The sequence below is a fragment of the Streptomyces sp. NEAU-YJ-81 genome (genome assembly GCF_017592595.1).
GTDB classification, from domain to species: domain Bacteria; phylum Actinomycetota; class Actinomycetes; order Streptomycetales; family Streptomycetaceae; genus Streptomyces; species Streptomyces hygroscopicus_B.
Genome location: NZ_JAGFNO010000001.1, coordinates 358,572 through 373,766, shown reverse-complemented (window position 1 = coordinate 373,766; position 15,195 = coordinate 358,572). Strand labels below are relative to the sequence as shown.

The following is a 15,195-nucleotide window of genomic DNA, read 5'->3' as shown; positions in this document are numbered from 1 at the left end:
GGCAGGGGGCTCAACGTTGGACGACGCCACCATCGGCGGGGCGAGCGACGGCGAGCTCCTTGCCCGGCACGTCGACGGCGACCCGGACGCCTTCAGCGAAATAGTGCGGCGCCACCGCGACAGACTCTGGGCGGTGGCGCTGCGTACCCTCGGCGACCGTGAGGAAGCGGCCGACGCGGTCCAGGACGCGCTCGTCTCCGCCTACCGCGCCGCGCACACCTTCCGGGGCCAGTCCGCCGTGACGACCTGGCTGCACCGGATCACGGTCAACGCCTGTCTGGACCGGGCCCGCAAGGCCGCCTCCCGTCGCACCTCCCCCGTGGACGACACCGAGCGGCTCGAGCAACTTCTGGAACCCCATGAATCAGCCGCCGCTCCCGCCGAACGCGGTGATCTCCACCGCGAACTGCTCCGGGCGCTGCGCACCCTCCCTCCCGAGCAGCGCGCGGCCCTGGTGCTGGTCGACATGCAGGGCTATCCCGTCGCGGAGGCGGCGAAGGTCCTGGACGTGCCGACCGGCACCGTGAAGAGCCGCTGTGCCCGGGGCCGCGCACGACTGCTGCCACTGCTCTCACATCTCCACCCCAGCGGGAGGGGTAGCTCACCCTCGGGCGTGGGAAGGAACCGGACGCAGGGGACGTCCGTCCCACCGACGGCAGGACCGAACGACACAGATGCCGTGAAGGGCGGAGGTGGGCGAGCGTGACATCCTCGACGGACACGGACGAGCACCCTGAAGTCGCGGAGATCTCCGCACTCACCGAGGGTCTGCTCTCTCCGTCCCGCGCCGTCGATGTGCGCACTCACCTCGCGAGCTGCGAGCTGTGCGCGGACGTATCGACGTCCCTGGAAGAGATCCGTTCCCTGCTCGGGACCCTGCCAGGGCCGGTGCGGATGCCCGCCGATATCGCGGGCCGTATCGACGCGGCGCTGGCCGCCGAAGCGCTCCTTGACGCGACCGCCCCCGAGGCGATGGCCAATGTTTCACGTGAAACTCCGGATCCGGACCCGGCACCCACGCCGGTTTCACGTGAAACCGCCAATGGCATCCCGGCCTCTGACACCGTGAAGCCCCCATCCAAGTCCTCCACCGCGGCGGATCGGCCCGCTGGGCGCCCGCGTGGGGCCACCGGACCGGGACGAGGGTCCACCGGACCCGGCGCCCGCCCGGGCCGTAGCCGCCGCTGGCCCAAGGTCGTCCTCGGCGGCGCATGCGCCGCGGCGGTGATCGGCATCGGCTCCTTCTTCATCCAGGGCGGCTCCTCGGGCGATCACGGCGACAGCGGCACCCAGGCCCATGCCAGCCAGAGCTCCGGGAAGTCCACCCTCTCCTCGGGCACGCTCAAGGACCGCGTGCACGAGCTGCTGGCCGACCGGAAGTCCACCGCGTCGAACGGCGTCACCGGGCAGGGCAACTCACCCGATGTGCCGCTGCGCGCCGACGACGACCCGAATGTGCCCTCCTGTGTACAGAGCGGCACCGGCCGCAAGGAACCGGCTCTCGCGGCGCAGCAGGACACCTACGACGGCCAGACCGCCTTTATCGTCGTCCTCCCGCACCCCTCCGACAGCTCGCTCGTCGATGCCTTTGTGATCGACGCGTCCTGCGTCTCGGCGTCTCCGTCGTCTCCCGGGGAGCTTCTGGTGACCCGGACCTATCCGCGGCCCTGAGGCACACCGCGCGCCCCGGGGCCCTGCCTGACAGCGCTCGGGAATGCCTGACCCGTAGGATCCGTTGGGTGGGGTGGCAGCGGAATTCCGGGGGAACCCGGAGCCGCCCGCCCAGTCAGCAGTCCGGCAGTCGGCAGAGACAAGGAAGACATCCGTGAGCGACGTCCGCAACGTGATCATCATCGGTTCCGGGCCCGCGGGCTATACGGCCGCGCTCTACACCGCCCGCGCTTCCTTGAAGCCGCTGGTCTTCGAAGGCTCCGTGACCGCGGGTGGTGCCCTGATGAACACCACCGATGTGGAGAACTTCCCCGGCTTCCGGGACGGGATCATGGGCCCCGACCTGATGGACAACATGCGGGCTCAGGCCGAGCGCTTCGGCGCCGAGCTCATCCCGGACGATGTGGTCGCGGTCGACCTCACCGAGCAGATCAAGACCGTCACCGACTCCGCCGGTACGGTCCACCGCGCCAAGACCGTCATCGTGACCACCGGTTCTCAGCACCGCAAGCTGGGTCTGGCGCGCGAGGACGAGCTCTCCGGCCGCGGTGTCTCCTGGTGTGCCACCTGTGACGGGTTCTTCTTCAAGGACCAGGACATCGCCGTCATCGGCGGCGGCGACACGGCCATGGAGGAGGCGACCTTCCTGTCGCGGTTCGCCAAGTCGGTCACGGTGGTCCACCGCCGGGACACCCTGCGCGCCAGCAAGGCGATGCAGGAGCGGGCCTTCGGCGACCCGAAGATCTCGTTCGTCTGGGACAGCGCGGTCGAGGAGATCCACGGCGACGGCAAGCTCTCCGGTCTCACCCTCCGCGATGTCAAGAAGGACGAGACCTCGGAGCTGCCGGTCACCGGACTGTTCATCGCGATCGGCCACGACCCGCGCACCGAGCTGTTCAAGGGCCAGCTGGCCCTGGACGACGAGGGCTACCTCAAGGTGGATGCGCCCACCACCCGGACGAACCTGCCGGGTGTCTTCGCCGCGGGCGACGTCGTGGACCACACCTACCGTCAGGCGATCACCGCGGCCGGCACTGGTTGCTCGGCGGCGCTGGACGCCGAGCGGTACCTCGCCTCGCTGGGCCAGGGCGACGCCACCGTCTGACTTCGCTTCCCACCCCTGCACCAACTCACTAAGGAGATTGCCATGGCCGGTGCCACGGTCACCGTGACGGACGCCGACTTCGAGGAGAAGGTCCTCAAGAGCGACAAGCCGGTACTCGTCGACTTCTGGGCCGCCTGGTGCGGTCCGTGCCGCCAGATCGCCCCCTCGCTGGAGGCCATCGCGGCCGAGCACCCCGACGAGATCGTCATCGCCAAGCTCAACATTGACGAGAACCCGGCGACGGCCGCCAAGTACGGCGTGATGTCCATCCCGACGCTCAATGTCTACCAGGGCGGCGAGGTCGCCAAGACCATCGTCGGCGCCAAGCCCAAGGCCGCCATCGAGCGCGACCTGGCCGACTTCATCGGCTGAGCGAACCACGCGTCGCGCTGATGCGCGAAGGGGCTGCCCATGGGGCAGCCCCTTTCGTGTTTCACGTGGAACTCTCTACAGCGGCCGAAGCGCGGGCTCCTTCTGGACGGCGCCGAGCAGCCGGTCCAGCGCCAGCTCGACATCCTCCTTCCAGGAGATCGTCGTCCTCAGCTCAAGCCTCAGCCGGGGATAGCGCGGATGCGGCCGGACGGTCTTGAAGCCCACGGCCAGCAGATGATCGGCGGGCAGCACACACGCCGGTTCCTTCCAGGTGGCGTCGCCGAACGCCTCCACCGCCTTGAAGCCCCGGCGCATCAGATCCTTGGCGACGGTCTGCACCATCACCCGGCCCAGCCCCTGCCCCTGGTATCCGGGCATCAACCACGCCGTCATCAGCTGGACGGCGTCCGCCGCGACCGGACTGGTCGGGAAGGCCGTGGAGCGCGGCACATACGCCGGAGGCGCGTACAGCACAAAGCCCACCGGAACCTCATCGACATAGACCACCCGGCCGCAGGATCCCCACTCCAACAGCACGGCCGAGATCCATGCCTCCTTCTCCAGCTCCGGCCGGCCGGCCCTTACGGCTGCCTCGCCGCTGACCGGATCGAGCTCCCAGAAGACACAGGCGCGACAGCGCTTGGGGATGTCCGGGAGGTTGTCCAACGTGAGCGGTACGAGCCGACGCCCCATGAAGCCAGTCCTTCACTTCCGTGGCCAGCCGCGCCACGGGCGGCTGACAGCGCACTACGCTCCCTGAGCAGACTGCCGACGAAGCCGCCGACAGCTCCCAGGCCCAATCCTGTGGCCACCAGTCCGGTGCGGCTCACCGATCGCATGGCCCTGCCCTCCACATGCGGCGCCTCCACCTGGATCCGCCCTGCCTGATCGCATCGTATCCGGGCGGATTTTGCCCCATACCCGCCCGTGGGAAAACGGGGGGTCGTGTTCCGACCATGTCGGAACACGACCCGCCCCGCACTGCCCTTCCGTGCGGCATGGCCGCACGGACAGCGCCTCACTCGTCCTCGTCCTCCGCTCCGCCCTCCGAGGAGAGCGGCTGCTCCAGCACCGGCCCCTCACCGGGAGCCAGCGAGCCGAGGATCCGCTCGAGATCCTCTATCGAGGCGAACTCGACGACGATCTTTCCCTTCTTCTGACCGAGGTCGACCTTCACCCGCGTCTCGAACCGATCGGAGAGACGTGACGCCAGATCCGTGAGCGCGGGGGACACCCTCGCACCCGCCCTCGGGCTCTTGGTCTTCGTCGTACCGCCCGATCGCGATCCCATCAGGGTGACGATCTCCTCCACCGCACGCACCGAGAGCCCCTCGGCGACAATGCGATGAGCCAGCCGGTCCTGCTCCTCCGCGTCGTCCACGGAGAGCAGCGCCCGCGCATGGCCCGCGGAGAGAACCCCCGCCGCCACCCTGCGCTGAACGGACGGGGAGAGCCTCAGCAGCCGCAGCGTATTGGAGACCTGCGGACGTGAGCGCCCGATGCGGTCGGCCAGTTCGTCATGCGTGCAGTTGAAGTCCTTCAGCAACTGGTCGTACGCCGCCGCCTCTTCCAGCGGGTTCAGCTGGGCCCGGTGCAGGTTCTCCAGCAGCGCGTCGAGCAGGAGCTTCTCGTCGTCGGTGGCCCGGACGATCGCGGGGATCTTCTCCAGCCCGGCCTCACGGCAAGCCCGCCAGCGGCGCTCGCCCATGATGAGCTCATAGCGCTCCGGCGCCAACTGCCGTACGACGACGGGCTGGAGGAGACCGACCTCCTGGATCGAGGTGACCAGTTCGGCGAGCGCGTCCTCGTCGAAGACCTCACGGGGCTGCCGCGGATTGGGGGTGATGAAGTCCAGCGGCAGCTCGGCGAAGTGTGCCCCGGCCACCTCCTCCGGCATCACCGCCGGTGCGGCCTCGGGCTCCGCCTCCCGCGGCGCGGGCTCGGGCTCCTGCGGAACGCTGTGCGTCGACAGTGCGGCCACCTTGGCCGCCGCCACTCCGCGCTCCTGGGTGAGCACCGGGACCGCGGTCGGCGAGGTGGTGGCCCCGGTCGTCGTGACCGTTCCCGCCCCCGCCGAGGACGCGGCGTTGTCCGCCCCCTTCGGCGCGGGAGGAATCAGGGCACCGAGCCCACGGCCCAGTCCTCTGCGTCGCTCACTCACTGAATCCCCTCCTGCATACTGTGCTGGTCGTGCTGGCTGAGCTCGGGCAAGGCATGAACGTGCTGGGCCTCGTAGTGCACGCCGACGCCTCTGAGGGCGATCTCGCGGGCCGCCTCGAGATAGGAGAGCGCCCCACTGGACCCCGGGTCATAGGTGAGGACGGTCTGCCCATAGCTGGGGGCCTCGGAGATGCGCACCGATCGGGGAATGCTCGTCCGAAGCACCTCACCGCCGAAGTGGCTACGCACCTCATCCGCGACCTGGGAGGCCAGCCGGGTGCGGCCGTCGTACATCGTCAGAAGGATCGTCGAGACATGGAGCTTGGGGTTGAGATGGCCCCGCACCAGATCCACGTTCCGCAGCAGCTGCCCCAGTCCCTCCAGCGCGTAGTACTCGCACTGGATCGGGATCAGCACTTCGGCGCCGGCCACCAGCGCATTGACCGTCAGCAGCCCCAGCGAGGGCGGGCAGTCGATCAGGATGTAGTCCAGCGGCTGCTCATATGCCTGGATGGCCCGCTCCAGCCGGCTTTCCCGGGCCACCAGAGAGACCAACTCGATCTCGGCACCGGCGAGATCGATCGTGGCCGGGGCACAGAAGAGCCCCTCCACATCCGGGACCGGCTGCACCACATCGGACAGCGGCCTACTGTCGACCAGCACGTCATAGATCGATGGGACCTCGGCATGGTGGTCGATCCCCAGCGCCGTCGAAGCATTGCCCTGTGGGTCGAGGTCGATCACCAGCACCCGACCACCGTGCAGGGCGAGCGAGGCGGCCAGGTTGACCGTGGTCGTGGTCTTTCCGACCCCGCCCTTCTGGTTGGCGACCACCATCACCCGGGTCTGCTCAGGCCGGGGCAGCCCCTCACCAGCACGGCCCAGAGCTTCTACCGCCAGTTGAGCGGCACGGCCAATAGGGGTGTCGTCCATCGGGGGTGGCGTTTCACGTGAAACATCCTCCCCCGGCGATTCGGTACGGGGGCCGGGGACCGGATCGGTCATCGGCCCCGCGATGTTGGCGTCGGACCGCAAGGATTCACTCTCCTCGACATCAGGCTCGCAATAAGCAGAGCCTGCCATGCTTTTGGGGTCGTGAACCAGCGAGGTCCGTTCTCCTGTGGATGAATCCACGTTCATACGGGGTCGGCGGTCGCGGGGCGAGGCCGCCGCACGACCGCGACTGATGATTCCATGCAGGAGGGAGCGACGTTTCACGTGAAACACGATGCACGGGAGCGCTCGCCGATTGGTCGCGACACTCCGGTATGCGTAGTTTTGCCAGCTTGTATGGAGCAATGCCCTCGACTCAGGGCCGACGGCGCGGCGTCCGGCGAGCAGCCTTGGCCCTCTTCGCGGCGAAGCGCACACCCCCGGGGCTCTCCCCGACCTCGACCCGCACCACCGTCGAGGGCGGGTCGACCACTCCCTCACCGACATGCAGTACCGAGGTCTCCACCACACCCAGCTTGCCCAACGCGGCCCGGGCCTGTTTCAGCTCCTCCTCGGCGGTGTCGCCCTTCAGGAGCAGCATCTCGCCGTACGGGCGCAGCAGCGGAACCCCCCAGCCGGCCAGCCGGTCCAGCGGAGCCACCGCCCGAGCCGTCACCACATGCATCGGGGTCAGCTTCCCGAGCACCTCCTCGGCACGGCCGCGCACCACCGTCACATGCTCCAGCCCCAGCAGCTCGACCACTTCCCGCAGAAAGTTCGTCCGCCGCAGCAAGGGCTCCAGAAGCGTGATCTGCAGATCCGGCCGGGTCAGGGCGAGCGGGATACCGGGGAGCCCGGCCCCCGACCCCACATCGCAGACGGTGACCTCCTCGGGCACCACTTCGGAGAGCACGGCGCAATTCAGCAGATGCCGCTCCCACAGCCGCGGCACCTCGCGCGGGCCGATCAGCCCGCGCGTCACTCCCACATCGGCCAGCAGCTCGCCGTAGCGCACGGCCTCCGGGAAGCGGTCACCGAATACGTCCCTTGCCTCGGGGGGCGCCGGGGGGAGCTCCGCTGCTTCCGTCACGGGGACCGTCCTTCCGTACCGAACACTGTGCTGAACGATGATGTAAGGCTGACAAGATTCGGCCCCGTCTGCGTACAGACGGGGCCGTGTGGATCACGATGCGGAACCGCTTCAGACCGGAAGCACGACCACGCAGCGCTGGGGCTCCTCGCCCTCGGACTCGCTGCGCAGCCCGGCGGCGGCCACAGCGTCGTGCACCACCTTCCGCTCGAAGGGCGTCATCGCCTTCAGCTTCACCGGCTGAGCGGTGCCCTTCGCCTCCTCCGCGGCCTTGGTGCCCAGCTCGGTCAGCTCGGCACGCTTACGGGCCCGGTATCCGGCGATGTCGAGCATCAACCGGCTGCGGTCGCCGGTCTCCCGGTGCACCGCGAGGCGGGTCAGCTCCTGAAGGGCCTCCAGCACCTCACCGTCGCGACCGACCAGCTTCTGCAGATCGCGGCTGGTCGAGTCGCTGATGATCGACACCGCTGCGCGATCGGCCTCGACGTCCATGTCGATGTCGCCGTCGAGGTCCGCGATGTCCAGCAGCCCCTCGAGGTAGTCGGCCGCGATCTCCCCTTCCTGCTCAAGGCGGGACAGGGTGTCGACACCCTCGGCGGCCGGGGTGGTGCCTTCCGTCACGGATGGACTCCTTCGTTACTTCTTGGACGGGTGCTTGGGGCGCTGCTGGCCCTTGCGCTGGCCGGACTTCGCGCCACGGGAGGAGCCGGAAGCCGAGCCACCGGCCGGCTTGCCGCCCTGCGCGCCCTTCTTCTGCCCCGCGCCCTGCTTCTCGTCGGGCTTGGCCTCAGCGGACTTCTCGATGGAGGCCGAGGAATCCGACTGCGCGCCGGCCCTGCTGTGGCCGGTCGTGGAGCGCTGCGCCTTGGTCTGGCGCTTGGGCTGCTGACGGTTGGCACGCGCCGTCTCGGCCGCCTGCTTCGCGACGACCTCGGCCGGCTCCTCCTTCAGCTTGCCCTGGGCCCGCAGCCGCTCCTGGCGGGCCTTGAAGGCGATGCTGCCCGGGGTCGGGTTACGGCGGATGACGAACATCTGCTGGCCCAGCGTCCAGACGTTGGTGGTCAGCCAGTACACGAGGACACCGACGGGGAAGTTGATGCCGAAGACGGCGAACATGACCGGGAAGACGTACATCAGCATCTTCTGCTGCTGCATGAACGGCGTCTTCACCGTGAGGTCGACGTTCTTGGTCATCAGCTGGCGCTGGGTGAAGAACTGCGACGCCGACATCAGGATGATCATGGTGATCGTCACGATGCGGACATCGGTCAGCGAGGCGCCGAGGGACTCGACCTTCGAGGCCGAGTCCATGAACTTCACCGACAGCGGAGCACCGAAGATATGGGCGTTACGGGCGCTGTCCAGCAGCGTCTGGTCGATGACGCCGACCGTCTTGTTGTTCGCGATGTGGTTGAGGACCTGGTACAGCGAAATGAAGAACGGCGACTGGGCGAGGATCGGCAAGCAGCTGGAGAGCGGGTTGGTCCCCGTCTCCTTGTACAGCTTCATCATCTCTTCGGACTGACGCTGCTTGTCGCTCTTGTAGCGCTCCTGGATCGCCTTCATCTTGGGCTGGAGCGCCTGCATGTTCCGCGTCGACTTGATCTGCTTCACAAAGAGCGGGATCAGGCAGATACGGATCAGTACCACCAGCGAAACGATGGACAGACCCCACGCCCAGCCACTGTCTCGATCAAAAATGAGGCTGTAGAACGAGTGGAACTGGACGATGATCCAGGAAACTACGTCATAAAGAGGACCGAGGATCGTGTCCACGAATCAGGCTCCTTGGGCGTTGGGCTGGGTCTCGGGCTGTGCGGCAGGCTCCACAGTCGGATGCCCGCCGAGGCGGTTCCGCAGCCGCTGGTGCCACACCGGACGCTTCCGGGGCGGAACGTGGTCGACGCCACCGAGCGACCATGGGTTGCAGCGCAAGATGCGCCAGGCCGTCAGCGCCGTTCCTTTTACCGCGCCGTGCCGGTCAATGGCCGTGTAGCCATAGTGCGAGCACGACGGGTAGTACTTGCAGACCGGTCCCAGCATCGGGCTGATGGTCCACTGGTACAGCTTGATCAACCACAGCAGCGGGTACTTCATCGCGGCACCCCTCCCAGTAGCCGCTGCACTGCCGTGTCGAGATCGCGGGCCAGCTGGTCGTGACCCGCCTCACCCGCGCCGGGCAGCGCCCGTACGACCACAAGGCTACCTGCGCCAAAACGATCGATGCGGTCCCGCATCAGATGACGCAGTCGCCGCTTCACCAGATTGCGGACGACGGCGCCGCCGACCGCCTTGCTTACGACGAAACCCGCACGCGCCGGAGGAGCACTCTCCCCGGATGCGTGCGGGTCCGTATCACCGCTGGTGAGGCCGGTGCGAAGATGCACGACAAGGAGCGGGCGACCGGCCCTGCGTCCTCGGCGTACCGCGGCCGCGAAGTCCTCGCGCCGCCTCAGCCGATGCTCGGTAGGCAGCACGTCATGGACCTTGGATCAGGCTGCTCAGGCCGACAGGCGTCCGCGACCCTTGCTACGGCGGGACGCGAGGATCGCGCGGCCGGCACGGGTGCGCATACGCAGCCGGAAGCCGTGGGTCTTCGCGCGGCGACGGTTGTTCGGCTGGAAAGTGCGCTTGCTCACTCGGGGGCTCCAGAAATGAATCGGATGGTGGCGGTCTATCGCTTGGCTGTCACCGTGCGCCCACGAGTAGCTCGCAATACGCCCGAGTGCACCGCTTCACGACCACAGGTCATCTCGCCCGTGATCCTTGCCCATCGGAGGCAGGCGGCAGCAGCCATCGACAACTCGACCTGGTTACGGTACGCGCGGTTACGCCATCCGGTCAAACCGGTGGCCGACACCAAGACAGCGCGGTTCCCCTCCCAGCCTAGGGGCAAGGGAACGCCCGGCGACATCGCATGGCACATTTGTACACACCCTGTGGACAACGACTTGAACCGCGTACCCCGGCCTGACTACCGTGGCTGGGCTCCGATTCCTTCACGCCCGTCCCGAGAACCACGCATTCGTGGGACCTGTCGGCGTCCCCCACCCAGCGAGCTGAGAGAGCGTGCCCTGTGGCTGACGTACCTGCCGATCTTGCCGCAGTGTGGCCACGCGTGCTCGAGCGGCTGCTGGGAGAGGGCTCGGGACAGAGCGGACAAGGCGTCGAGGCCAAGGACGAGCACTGGATCAAGCGGTGCCAGCCCCTCGCGCTGGTCGCCGACACCGCGCTGCTCGCCGTCCCCAATGAATTCGCCAAGGGCGTGCTGGAGGGCCGGCTGGCCCCCGTCGTCAGCGAAACGCTGAGCCGGGAGTGCGGCCGCCCGATCCGCATCGCGATCACCGTCGACGAGTCCGCCGGCGAACCGGTCGTCCCGCCGCAGGTCCAGCGCGAACAGCGCGAGTCCTACGAGAGCCGCGAGCGGCGCGAGTCCTACGAGAGCTACGACGGCCGGGACGGCTATGGCCGCCAGGCACCGGACGACCTGCCGTCGGCCCGCCCCGCCTACCCCGGCTATCAGCAGTCGCGCCCCGAACCGGGCGCCTGGCCGCGGCCCCGTGACGACTACGGCTGGCAGCAGCCCCGGCTCGGCGGCTTCCCCGAGGGCGATCCTTACGCCTCCCAGCACGCTCCGTCCGGCTATGACCAGCAGCCGTACGACCAGCACCGGCGCGGCGACTACCGCGGTCCGGGCGCCGAACGCCCCGGTCCGGGCCCCGAGCGCCCGCCGTACGAGCAGCGCCACGACCTGCCCGACCCGCTCGAGCGCGCCCGCGGCGGACCGCCCGTCCTGCCCTCGCAGACCGGCGCCCCCGGCCCGCTCGCCGCTCAGCCCGCGCCCGCGTCCGGCCCCGGTGAGCCGACCGCGCGGCTGAACCCCAAGTACCTCTTCGACACCTTCGTCATCGGCGCGTCCAACCGCTTCGCGCACGCCGCGGCGGTCGCCGTGGCCGAGGCGCCGGCCAAGGCGTACAACCCGCTGTTCATCTACGGGGAGTCCGGGCTCGGCAAGACCCACCTGCTGCACGCCATCGGTCACTACGCGCGCAGCCTGTATCCCGGCACCCGGGTGCGCTATGTGAGCTCGGAGGAGTTCACCAACGAGTTCATCAACTCCATCCGCGACGGCAAGGCGGACGCGTTCCGCAAGCGCTACCGCGACATGGACATCCTGCTGGTCGACGACATCCAGTTCCTGGCGAGCAAGGAGTCGACGCAGGAGGAGTTCTTCCACACCTTCAATACGCTCCACAACGCCAACAAGCAGATCGTGCTCTCCTCCGACCGGCCGCCCAAGCAGCTCGTCACCCTGGAGGACCGGCTCCGCAACCGCTTCGAGTGGGGCCTGATCACCGATGTGCAGCCGCCGGAGCTGGAGACGCGTATCGCGATCCTCCGTAAGAAGGCGGTGCAGGAGCAGCTGAACGCGCCGCCGGAGGTGCTGGAGTTCATCGCCTCACGGATCTCCCGCAACATCCGTGAGCTGGAGGGCGCGCTCATCCGCGTCACCGCCTTCGCGAGCCTGAACCGGCAGCCGGTGGATCTCGGGCTCACCGAGATCGTGCTGAAGGATCTGATCCCCGGCGGCGAGGACGCGGCCCCGGAGATCACCGCCACCGCGATCATGGCCGCGACCGCCGACTACTTCGGGCATACGGTCGACGATCTGTGCGGCGCCTCCCGCAGCCGGGTGCTGGTCACCGCGCGGCAGATCGCGATGTATCTCTGCCGGGAGCTCACCGATCTGTCGCTGCCCAAGATCGGCGCGCAGTTCGGCGGCCGCGACCATACGACGGTCATGCACGCCGACCGCAAGATCAGGGCGCTGATGGCCGAGCGGCGCTCCATCTACAACCAGGTGACCGAGCTGACCAACCGCATCAAGAACGGCTGAGAGGGGCCCGCAGGGCCACCGCGAACCGCTGAAGGGCGCTCCGGGAGGGACAACTCCCGGGGCGCCCTTCGTCGTTCATCCCTACGCGCTGTTCGATTCTCGGCCCGGCCGGCCCGGTTCTCCACAGATACGCGGCCTATCCACCGTCCACACCCTGGGGACGTGGGAGTTGTCCCGATCGCGTCCACAGGGTGGCTGGCGGGAAGGGCATCCGCCGAGGTCAGGTGGCTGTGGAATTGTGGCTATCGGGAGTCCACAGACTGTGGATGATCGAGATGCCCACAGGCCGCGCATCAGCTTGTCCACCGGCAACCCACAGCCGAAGACCCGTTGCCCACAGCTTCTCCACACCGCTGTCCACTGTTCGGCAACGAAATGGCCACGGTCACCGGCGCGAGTGAAAGGCGTCACACCAAGGAGGCGGGTTGGGCTGTGGGGAAGGTGGGTAAAACTGGGGACGGCGCTGGGGAGAACCGGGCGATGTCTGTGCATCGCATGTGCAGAACTCTTCGGCATCCACAGACAACCCTGGTTGTCCACCGCCGTCGCCCACAGGCCCGGTGGACAAAAAACCGCCGCTGACCAGGGAAAAGTCAGTTTTCCACGGTTTCCACAGGCCCTACTACTACGACCACAGAGTTATAGCGAGGAAATCGCTTCGAAGTGGGGCCTGTGCACAACCTCGGGCCGAGCCGCCCGACACCCCGCGCACCGACTTGACCCCGAGCCGCACCGACTGTCGGCGACGTGCGTCAGACTGGTCTCCGGCTACTCAGCCGACGACGAAGGCCAGCAGGGCGAGCCAGCAACAGCAGGAGGCGGCTTACGGTGAAGATCCGGGTGGAGCGCGATGTACTCGCGGAGGCGGTGGCCTGGACGGCCCGCAGCCTCCCGGCCCGACCGCCGGTGCCCGTCCTCGCGGGCATCCTCATGAAGGCGGAGGAAGGCGCGCTCAGCCTCTCCGGCTTCGACTACGAGGTCTCGGCCCGCGTCTCCGTGGAGGCCGACATCGAGGACGACGGCACGGTCCTCGTCTCCGGCCGGCTCCTCGCCGACATCTGCCGCGCCCTCCCCAACCGCCCTGTGGAGATCTCCAGCGACGGGGTGCGGGTGACCGTCGTCTGCGGCTCCTCGCGATTCACACTCCACACCCTGCCTGTGGAGGAATACCCGGCGCTGCCGCAGATGCCGACCGCTACCGGCACCGTCCCCGGTGAGGTCTTCGCCGCCGCCGCCGCCCAGGTCGCCATCGCCGCCGGCCGTGACGACACCCTGCCGGTGCTCACGGGTGTGCGGATCGAGATCGAGGGCGACACCGTCACGCTGGCCTCCACCGACCGCTACCGCTTCGCGGTTCGCGAGTTCCTGTGGAAGCCCGAGACCCCCGACATCTCCGCCGTCGCGCTGGTGCCCGCCAAGACGCTCCTCGACACCGCCAAGTCGCTGACCAGCGGTGACACCGTCGCGCTCGCGCTCTCCGGCTCGGGTGCGGGCGAGGGCCTGATCGGCTTCGAGGGCGCCGGGCGCCGTACGACCACCCGGCTGCTCGAGGGCGACCTGCCGAAGTACCGCACGCTCTTCCCCACCGAGTTCAACTCGGTCGCGGTGATCGAGACCCCCCCGTTCGTCGAGGCCGTCAAGCGTGTGGCCCTGGTCGCCGAGCGGAACACCCCGGTGCGGCTCACCTTCGAGCAGGGCGTGCTGATCCTGGAGGCCGGGTCCAGCGACGATGCACAGGCTGTGGAGCGGGTGGACGCCCAGCTCGACGGCGACGACATCTCGATCGCCTTCAACCCGACGTTCCTGCTGGACGGCCTCAGCGCGATCGACTCGCCGGTCGCCCAGCTGTCCTTCACCACCTCGACCAAGCCCGCGCTGCTCAGTGGCAAGCCCGCCATGGACGCCGAGGCGGACGAGGCGTACAAGTACCTGATCATGCCGGTGCGACTCAGCGGCTGAGAGCGAGCGAATGAGCAGGTGTAGCCCACATCTGTGCGGCTACCCGCGGGCGTAGGCTCGGACTCACCGCGAAACGCAACGCACTACGGCATGAAGGATCACTGATGGAGCTCGGTCTCATCGGCCTCGGCAAGATGGGCGGCAACATGCGCGAGCGCATTCGCCGCGCAGGCCACACCGTCATCGGCTACGACCGGAACCCGGACGTCGCCGATGTCCACAGCATCGATGAGCTCGTCAACAAGCTCAAGGGCCCGCGCGTGGTGTGGGTCATGGTCCCGGCAGGCGTCCCCACTCAGATCACCATCGACGAGCTGGCCGAGCTGCTGTCGCCCGGCGACATCGTGGTGGACGGCGGGAACTCCCGCTGGACCGACGACGAGAAGCATGCCGAGCAGCTCAACGCCAAGGGCATCGGTTTCGTCGACTGCGGTGTCTCCGGCGGTGTCTGGGGTCTGGATAACGGCTACGCCCTGATGTACGGCGGCGCCGCCGAGCATGTGGCCCAGGCCCAGCCGGTCTTCGACGCGCTCAAGCCCGAGGGCGAGGGCGGCGCCGTGCACGCCGGCAAGGTCGGCGCGGGTCACTTCGCCAAGATGGTCCACAACGGCATCGAGTACGCGATGATGCAGGCGTATGCCGAGGGCTGGGAGCTGCTGGAGAAGGTGGACTCGGTCACCGACGTCCGCGAGGTCTTCCGCTCCTGGCAGGAGGGCACGGTCATCCGCTCCTGGCTGCTGGACCTGGCCGTGCGCGCCCTGGACGAGGACGAGCACCTGGCGAAGCTGCGTGGCTACGCGGAGGACTCCGGTGAGGGCCGCTGGACCGTGGAGGCGGCGATCGACAACGCCGTGCCGCTGCCCGCGATCACCGCGTCGCTCTTCGCCCGGTTCGCCTCCCGTCAGGAGGACTCGCCGCAGATCAAGATGATCGCCGCGCTGCGTAATCAGTTCGGCGGTCACGCGGTCGAGAGCAGCGACAAGTAACCACCCCACGGGGTGGTGCAAG

16 protein-coding genes are annotated in these 15,195 nt (G+C 68.3%); 7 read left to right on the top strand and 9 right to left on the bottom strand.

What is annotated here, in order from left to right; genetic code table 11:
* Positions 1-16: 16 nt before the first annotated feature.
* The 4 genes from sigM to trxA all read left to right on the top strand — a co-directional run bounded on the left by sigM (position 17) and on the right by trxA (position 3,148).
* The gene (gene sigM, locus J5X86_RS01685; RefSeq protein ID WP_014061963.1) at positions 17-706 is read left to right on the top strand and encodes an RNA polymerase sigma factor SigM; all 690 of its coding nucleotides are present in this window, start codon (positions 17-19) and stop codon (positions 704-706) included.
* On the top strand, positions 703-1,671 hold the full coding sequence (locus J5X86_RS01680) for an anti-sigma factor (protein WP_208515039.1): 969 nt from the start codon (positions 703-705) through the stop codon (positions 1,669-1,671). The genes sigM and J5X86_RS01680 overlap by 4 nt, the downstream gene beginning before the upstream one ends.
* Positions 1,672-1,825: 154 nt before the next feature.
* The gene (gene trxB / locus J5X86_RS01675; RefSeq protein ID WP_059143740.1) at positions 1,826-2,776 is read left to right on the top strand and encodes a thioredoxin-disulfide reductase; all 951 of its coding nucleotides are present in this window, start codon (positions 1,826-1,828) and stop codon (positions 2,774-2,776) included.
* A 42-nt stretch (positions 2,777-2,818) separates the two neighbouring features.
* Positions 2,819-3,148 (top strand): thioredoxin, encoded by a 330-nt coding sequence (gene trxA, locus J5X86_RS01670; protein WP_078642432.1) that lies wholly within the window; start codon positions 2,819-2,821, stop codon positions 3,146-3,148.
* 75 nt (positions 3,149-3,223) lie between these two features.
* Here the strand turns inward: trxA and J5X86_RS01665 are convergent, their stop codons facing one another.
* From J5X86_RS01665 to rpmH, 9 genes are all read right to left on the bottom strand, one after another.
* Entirely contained in the window at positions 3,224-3,841 is a 618-nt protein-coding gene (locus J5X86_RS01665) for a GNAT family N-acetyltransferase (RefSeq protein WP_078642433.1), read from the bottom strand.
* Positions 3,842-4,166: 325 nt separating this feature from the next.
* On the bottom strand, positions 4,167-5,309 hold the full coding sequence (locus tag J5X86_RS01660) for a ParB/RepB/Spo0J family partition protein (RefSeq protein ID WP_208515038.1): 1,143 nt from the start codon (positions 5,307-5,309) through the stop codon (positions 4,167-4,169).
* Complete coding sequence (locus tag J5X86_RS01655; RefSeq protein ID WP_078642435.1) at positions 5,306-6,391, bottom strand: ParA family protein; 1,086 nt, start codon at positions 6,389-6,391, stop codon at positions 5,306-5,308. The genes J5X86_RS01660 and J5X86_RS01655 overlap by 4 nt, the downstream gene beginning before the upstream one ends.
* 226 nt (positions 6,392-6,617) lie before the next feature.
* Complete coding sequence (rsmG, locus tag J5X86_RS01650) at positions 6,618-7,331, bottom strand: 16S rRNA (guanine(527)-N(7))-methyltransferase RsmG (protein ID WP_078642436.1); 714 nt, start codon at positions 7,329-7,331, stop codon at positions 6,618-6,620.
* 111 nt (positions 7,332-7,442) lie between these two features.
* Positions 7,443-7,952, bottom strand: coding sequence for a R3H domain-containing nucleic acid-binding protein (locus J5X86_RS01645; RefSeq protein ID WP_059143744.1), 510 nt, complete (start codon positions 7,950-7,952; stop codon positions 7,443-7,445).
* 15 nt (positions 7,953-7,967) lie between these two features.
* The gene (yidC, locus tag J5X86_RS01640) at positions 7,968-9,107 is read right to left on the bottom strand and encodes a membrane protein insertase YidC (RefSeq protein ID WP_208515037.1); all 1,140 of its coding nucleotides are present in this window, start codon (positions 9,105-9,107) and stop codon (positions 7,968-7,970) included.
* Between the two features lie 3 nt (positions 9,108-9,110).
* Complete coding sequence (yidD, locus tag J5X86_RS01635) at positions 9,111-9,428, bottom strand: membrane protein insertion efficiency factor YidD (RefSeq protein WP_014061973.1); 318 nt, start codon at positions 9,426-9,428, stop codon at positions 9,111-9,113.
* Complete coding sequence (gene rnpA / locus J5X86_RS01630; RefSeq protein WP_079059322.1) at positions 9,425-9,808, bottom strand: ribonuclease P protein component; 384 nt, start codon at positions 9,806-9,808, stop codon at positions 9,425-9,427. Before rnpA ends, yidD begins: the two co-directional genes overlap by 4 nt.
* Positions 9,809-9,832: 24 nt before the next feature.
* Positions 9,833-9,970: a 50S ribosomal protein L34 gene (gene rpmH, locus J5X86_RS01625; protein WP_009716483.1), complete on the bottom strand. Its 138-nt coding sequence runs from the start codon at positions 9,968-9,970 to the stop codon at positions 9,833-9,835.
* Between the two features lie 437 nt (positions 9,971-10,407).
* Here rpmH and dnaA point away from each other — a divergent pair, with 437 nt between their 5' ends.
* From dnaA to gnd, 3 genes are all read left to right on the top strand, one after another.
* Positions 10,408-12,228, top strand: a complete 1,821-nt coding sequence (dnaA, locus tag J5X86_RS01620; protein ID WP_208515036.1) for a chromosomal replication initiator protein DnaA — start codon at positions 10,408-10,410, stop codon at positions 12,226-12,228.
* 828 nt (positions 12,229-13,056) lie between these two features.
* Positions 13,057-14,187 (top strand): DNA polymerase III subunit beta, encoded by a 1,131-nt coding sequence (gene dnaN / locus J5X86_RS01615; protein ID WP_059143747.1) that lies wholly within the window; start codon positions 13,057-13,059, stop codon positions 14,185-14,187.
* Between the two features lie 104 nt (positions 14,188-14,291).
* The gene (gene gnd / locus J5X86_RS01610) at positions 14,292-15,173 is read left to right on the top strand and encodes a phosphogluconate dehydrogenase (NAD(+)-dependent, decarboxylating) (RefSeq protein WP_208515035.1); all 882 of its coding nucleotides are present in this window, start codon (positions 14,292-14,294) and stop codon (positions 15,171-15,173) included.
* Positions 15,174-15,195: the final 22 nt, after the last annotated feature.